Source organism: Rhizobium sp. WYCCWR 11146, assembly GCF_013591995.1.
Classification (GTDB): Bacteria; Pseudomonadota; Alphaproteobacteria; order Rhizobiales; family Rhizobiaceae; genus Rhizobium; species Rhizobium indicum.
The window spans coordinates 16,410-22,037 of sequence record NZ_JACCEY010000017.1 but is presented as its reverse complement, the minus strand read 5'-3'; the positions used below and the strand labels follow the sequence as shown (position 1 = coordinate 22,037).

Sequence of the window (5,628 nt, the reverse complement as noted above, 5' to 3'; positions counted from 1 at the left end):
CGTCGGACCCCGGCCTCGCAGAGGCCGGAAAACAGGTCTTCGTCGATAACTGTGCCGCATGTCACGGCGACGACGCCAAAGGAAAAGCCGAAATGGGCGCGCCAGATCTCGCCGATGCGATTTGGCTGAAGGCACGTGGCGAGGATGCGATCATCCGTCAGGTGGCCGCTCCCAAGCATGGCGTCATGCCTGCCTGGGCAGGGCGTCTCGGCGATACGACCGTCAAGGAACTTACCATTTTCGTGCATTCGCTTGGCGGCGGGACGTGAGGAAAAAAACCATGACAGCTCACGGCGACAACCAAATCTTCGATCTCTATGGCACGACGCGGCAAGGCCACGCCGCCACCTTCCAATCAGGACGACCTAGCAAAGAGCGGCAGGTCGATCATCAGTTGGACCTGCCTCAAAGACCACGAGCAGACAAGCCGGTTGCAATAGCCTTGTCGAGGACGTTCCAGCGTGGTTGCTTGTTCCCCCGTAGCCCCCCAAAGCCACGCCCTCTCTCCATGGCGTTTTCCTTTCGCGGGAAGGCCTTGTCTCTTGATCTGCATCAAGGGCAGATGCGCAGCAGATGGGACAACGGCAGATGAAGTCCGATAGGCCCCATGAACCTCCGCACCGCACCAGATCCCGATACATCAAAAGGCTCAGTGGCGAGCCAGTCAACGCCCGTCGCAACCGGCAGCTTCTCTACGCTCCTCGGAAGAAGGTCTTTCCCAAGCGTGCAGAGGGACGATTCCGTCGGTTCAAGTGGATCGTCATGCTGGTTACGCTCGGCATCTACTATCTCGCGCCATGGATTCGCTGGGATCGCGGTCCTTACGCGCCTGACCAGGCAATCCTCATCGACCTTTCCTCACGGCGCTTCTTCTTTTTCTTCATCGAAATCTGGCCTCAGGAATTTTACTATGTAGCGGGTCTCCTCGTCATGGCAGGCCTCGGCCTGTTTCTCGTCACTTCCGCGGTTGGCCGCGCATGGTGCGGCTACGCTTGTCCGCAGACGGTCTGGGTTGATCTTTTTCTCGTCGTCGAACGTGCACTCGAAGGCGATCGAAACGCGCGAATGAAGCTCGACGCTAGGCCAATGAGCTTTGCCAAGCTGAGGAAGCGTGTCGTCAAGCATTCGATCTGGCTGCTGATAAGCGTAGTCACGGGGGTAGCGTGGATCTTTTATTTTGCCGACGCGCCGTGCCTGCTTGTTTCGCTGTTCACCGGCCACGCTCCTGCAACCGCCTACACGACCGTCGCCATCCTTGCTGCAACCACCTATGTGCTCGGCGGTCTCATGCGAGAGCAGGTGTGCACCTATATGTGCCCTTGGCCACGCATCCAGGGTGCGATGCTCGACGAAAATTCTCTCGTCGTCACCTACAATGCCTGGAGGGGCGAGCAGCGGTCGCGGTACCCCAAGAGCGCTCGAGCCAAGGGCATCCCGGTCGGGGATTGCGTCGATTGCAATGCCTGCGTGGCCGTGTGTCCGATGGGAATTGACATTCGCAACGGGCAGCAGATGGAGTGCATCACATGCGCGCTTTGCATCGACGCCTGCGACGGTCGTATGGAGAAGCGCGGGAAGCCTCGCGGCCTGATCGCCTACGCCACGCTGAGCGAATACTCGAGCAACATGTCGCTTGCCACCAGGGTAGGGCGAACAGCCGTTCAGCCGTCAAGGGTTAGAAACGATGATGGGACTTTCGTTCCGGCGATCCGGCACTTCAACTGGCGCATCATCTTTCGTCCGAGAACCGTGTTTTACGCAATCGCCTGGGCGGCGGTCGGCGTGGCCATGCTCGTCCATCTCACCTTTCGGGAGCGCCTTGAACTCAACGTCGTTCACGACCGAAACCCCCAGTATGTTCTGGAAAGCGACGGCTCGCTGCGGAATGGTTACACGCTTCGTATCCTGAACATGGTGCCGAAGCCCAGGGATGTGAACATAAGCCTGGTCGGGCTGGAGGGGGCGACGATGCGTATTCCCGAGGTAGGCAAGGAAGACGCCCGCAGCTTTACAGTACATGCCGAGCCCGACGCGGCCACGACGCTGAAGATCTTCGTTACGCGCAAGCCTACCGGAGCCGCGACCAATGAATTTCTGTTCGTTATCGAAGATACCGAACATGCCGATCGGGCAACCTACCGCGCGGCGTTCAATGCACCGGGAGACATCAAATGAAGACCTCCGCTCAAGGTTTTACAGGCCTGCACATGCTGCTTTCGACCTCGACATTCTTTGGCGTGGTGATCGCGGTAAACGTCACCATGGCCTTCTATGCCTCTTCCAGCTGGAGCGGTCTGGTCGTGGAAAACACCTATGTCGCCAGTCAGGAGTTCAACCGCAAAGCGGCGGCGATGAAGGCAATGGCCGCTTCCGGCATCGAGGGCAGCCTCTCCATAACGGGGCACGAGATCCGCTACGATATTCACGACAAGAGCGGATCGCCTGCGATCGTCGACGACGTCATTCTGAATTTCAAACGTCCGGTCGGAGACCACGAGGACTTCCTCCTTACGCTCAGGAAGACAGCCGCGGGGCGGTTCGAAGCGGAGCATGATCTCGCCGACGGTGACTGGATCGTCGAGGCCACCTCGCGAAACGGCGGCGTTGTCGTCATGCATGAGGCAAAACGCATCGATACCGCGGAGTCAGGCCAATGAACTGCTGTACCATGGACGCGGAAAGCGTGCTTGCCCTCAGCACGACATCACTCAATGCCGAAGAGGTCCGCCTTGCCAGCCAGCCGCTCGGCGAAGGATTGCGCCAGCTGGACCTGAGCGTTCCCGACGCCCACTGCGGTGGCTGCATTTCGACCATCGAAAGGGCGTTGTTGGCGCTTCCCTTCGTCAAGACAGCACGAGTCAATCTCACGGCCCGAAGGGTGAGCTGCGTCTACCAGGAGGAGATCGAGACGGGCGCAACCGATCCGTCCAAGATCCTGGCAGCGATCAACTCGGCCGGATATCGCGCGCATCTCTTCACGCCCTCAGCTCCCGAGAACGACAAGACCAGAAATCAACTTCTCCTCGCGATCGGCGTGTCCGGTTTTGCGGCCGCCAACATCATGTTGCTCTCGGTATCGGTCTGGTCGGGCGCAGATGCTGCGACGCGCGACATGTTTCATTGGATCTCGGCGATGATAGCAGCGCCCGCGCTGGTTTATGCGGGGCGCTTCTTCTTCAGATCGGCCTGGAATGCGCTGCGGCACTGGCGCACCAACATTGACGTTCCGATTTCGCTCGCCGTGACGCTCTCCTATGGCGTTTCATTGTGGGAGACCGTCCATCACGGCGAGCATGCCTGGTTCGACGCTTCGGTCTCGCTGCTCTTCTTCCTGCTGATCGGCAGAACCCTCGATCATGTCATGCGGGAAAAGGCTCGGGCGGCGATCAACGGACTCGCAAGACTGGCGCCGCGCGGAGCATTACTGATCAATCCGGACGGGTCGCGACGCTACATTGCGGTAGAAGAAATCGCGGCGGGGGATGAAATCTCGATAGCCGCAGGCGAACGGGTTCCCGTCGATGGCATCGTCGTCAGCGGAGAGAGCGACGTGGACCTCTCCATCGTCACCGGCGAGAGCAGCCCGGTCGCCGTCGCCAGCAACAGCGAAGTGAGTTCCGGGGCGATGAATCTGACCGGCTCCCTCGTGCTGCGGGCGACAAGAATTGCCAAGGATTCGCTTCTCTCGGAGATCATCGGCCTCATGGAAGCCGCCGAGGGCGGAAGAGCTCGCTATCGCAGGATCGCCGATCGCGCTGCGACGCTCTATTCTCCGGTCGTGCATCTGCTGGCGCTGGTCTCCTTCCTTGCCTGGGGCCTCCAGGGCGGAGACTGGAAACAGGCCATGCTGGTCGCCGTTGCGGTGCTGATCATTACCTGCCCATGCGCATTGGGTCTTGCCGTACCCGTGGTCCAGATCGTCGCCGCGGGCGAACTTTTCCGGAAGGGCATCATGGTGAAGGACGGCTCAGCACTCGAAAGACTGGCCGAGACCGACACCGTGGCCTTTGACAAGACAGGCACCTTGACGATCGGCAGTTCGCGCCTTGTCAGAGTGGACGCCATGGACGAGAGCGCCACCGTGATCGCTCGTGGATTGGCAGCGCATTCACGGCATCCTCTTTCTCGGGCCCTGGTACGGGATACCGAAACCGACCTCATGGTCTTCGACCTCGTCACGGAAATCCGAGGCGGGGGACTGGAAGCCAGGAATGGAGCAGATGTCTATCGATTGGGCAACGCGGTGTTTGCCTGCGGAACCAGCGTCGTGCCCCGCACCGCCGACAGTCCGTTCTCGGAAGTGGTCCTGTCGAAGAATGGCGTCGATCTTGCCCGCTTCTTCTTCGATGACACGCTTCGTCCAGGTGCCTGCGAGGCCATCGACCGGCTCGATGCAGCCGGCCTTGAAACGCTGATCGTGTCCGGAGACAGGCAGACCGTCGTCGACAATACGGCGCATGTCCTGGGTATCGACAGGGCTTTGGGCTCTCTGACGCCTAAACAGAAGGTCGAGGAATGCCAGAGGCTGAATGGCGAAGGTCGTCGCGTGCTCATGGTTGGCGACGGGATCAACGACGCCCCGGCACTTGCTGCCGCGCATGTCTCGATGGCGCCGGCCACGGCCTCCGATATCGGCAGACAGGCGGCTGATCTGGTTTTCTTCAATGATCGCCTTGACGCTGTTCCGGAAGCGATCGCCGTTGCGCGACGATCCGCCAGCCTCATCCGGCAGAACTTCGCTCTCGCCATCGGTTACAACGTTCTGGCGGTGCCGATCGCCATTGCCGGATTGGCGACGCCGCTGATAGCGGCGGTGGCAATGTCGACTTCTTCGATCATCGTCGTGACGAACGCCCTGCGCCTGAACGCCTTCGGCAAGCGTCGGGATATGCAAATTCGAGGGCGGATCGGCAGGAGTGCGGAGGTCGAAGCCGCATGAACATGTTGATCTATCTCATACCGATCGCGCTACTGATGGGAGGAATGGGACTCCTGGCATTCCTTTGGTCGCTGACGAGCGGCCAGTATGACGACCTTCAAGGCGCCGCCTGGCGGATCCTCGCCGAGGACGAAACCGATCAACGAGAACCCTAAACCTCACAACTGAGACCAAACACGAAAGGAATATGGACAATTGCGACAATCTGCACTGTCGTCGGCTCCGCGACAAATGCACTTTCCTAACCAAGTTCACTGCTCGCCGAAATAACTAAAATTAAGAATATTCTTTTTCGCAATTCAATCGATGATTTGGCAGGCTTTCTTGAAAGCTATTGGCGCCGGGGCGCCCAAGTTGCCCCAAGTGGTTCATGATGCCAAGCACGTGCCAATTTCACGTGAAGGCATCGATCTCCGTGCCTGAGGTCATGATCAGGCATGGACCCGAGAATTAAGTGGAACTTCGTCATGAAACTGTCCGCCAATCTTTTCCTGCGCCAGACCCAGTCCCTGGTGATGACACCGCAACTGATGCAATCCATCCAGTTGCTGCAGATGACTCATTTCGAACTCAACCAGTTCATCGCCCTGGAAGTGGAGAAGAACCCGCTGCTCGAATTTCCGTCGAATGACGGCGAGGCGGGCGGCGAACGCGGCGATGCCGAAGATGGAGAGTATGCTCATCAGCCT

Annotated in this window: 4 protein-coding genes and 2 pseudogenes; all 6 read left to right on the top strand. The window is 59.3% G+C overall.

The window, feature by feature from the left end:
• Nucleotides 1-269: c-type cytochrome (locus HX899_RS12560; protein WP_181292586.1), on the top strand; the 269-nt coding region annotated here is incomplete at its 5' end.
• A 338-nt stretch (nucleotides 270-607) separates the two neighbouring features.
• Nucleotides 608-2,175: pseudogene (gene ccoG / locus HX899_RS12555) on the top strand (cytochrome c oxidase accessory protein CcoG).
• A complete protein-coding gene (locus tag HX899_RS12550) occupies nucleotides 2,172-2,657 on the top strand; it encodes a FixH family protein (RefSeq protein ID WP_127431693.1) in 486 nt (161 codons plus the stop codon). The pseudogene ccoG and the gene HX899_RS12550 overlap by 4 nt, the downstream one beginning before the upstream one ends.
• The gene (locus HX899_RS12545) at nucleotides 2,654-4,939 is read left to right on the top strand and encodes a cation-translocating P-type ATPase (protein ID WP_127431692.1); all 2,286 of its coding nucleotides are present in this window, start codon (nucleotides 2,654-2,656) and stop codon (nucleotides 4,937-4,939) included. The genes HX899_RS12550 and HX899_RS12545 overlap by 4 nt, the downstream gene beginning before the upstream one ends.
• Nucleotides 4,936-5,094, top strand: a complete 159-nt coding sequence (gene ccoS / locus HX899_RS12540) for a cbb3-type cytochrome oxidase assembly protein CcoS (RefSeq protein WP_127431691.1) — start codon at nucleotides 4,936-4,938, stop codon at nucleotides 5,092-5,094. The genes HX899_RS12545 and ccoS overlap by 4 nt, the downstream gene beginning before the upstream one ends.
• 312 nt (nucleotides 5,095-5,406) lie before the next feature.
• A pseudogene (locus tag HX899_RS35035) lies at nucleotides 5,407-5,628 on the top strand (RNA polymerase sigma-54 factor); the annotation flags it as partial.

What these genes read in the sequence shown, in the direction of transcription:
- HX899_RS12545 (WP_127431692.1), top strand. Translation starts at nt 2,654, where the DNA reads ATGAACTGCTGTACCATGGACGCGGAAAGCGTGCTTGCCCTCAGCACG.
- ccoS (WP_127431691.1), top strand. Translation starts at nt 4,936, where the DNA reads ATGAACATGTTGATCTATCTCATACCGATCGCGCTACTGATGGGAGGA.
- HX899_RS12550 (WP_127431693.1), top strand. Translation starts at nt 2,172, where the DNA reads ATGAAGACCTCCGCTCAAGGTTTTACAGGCCTGCACATGCTGCTTTCG.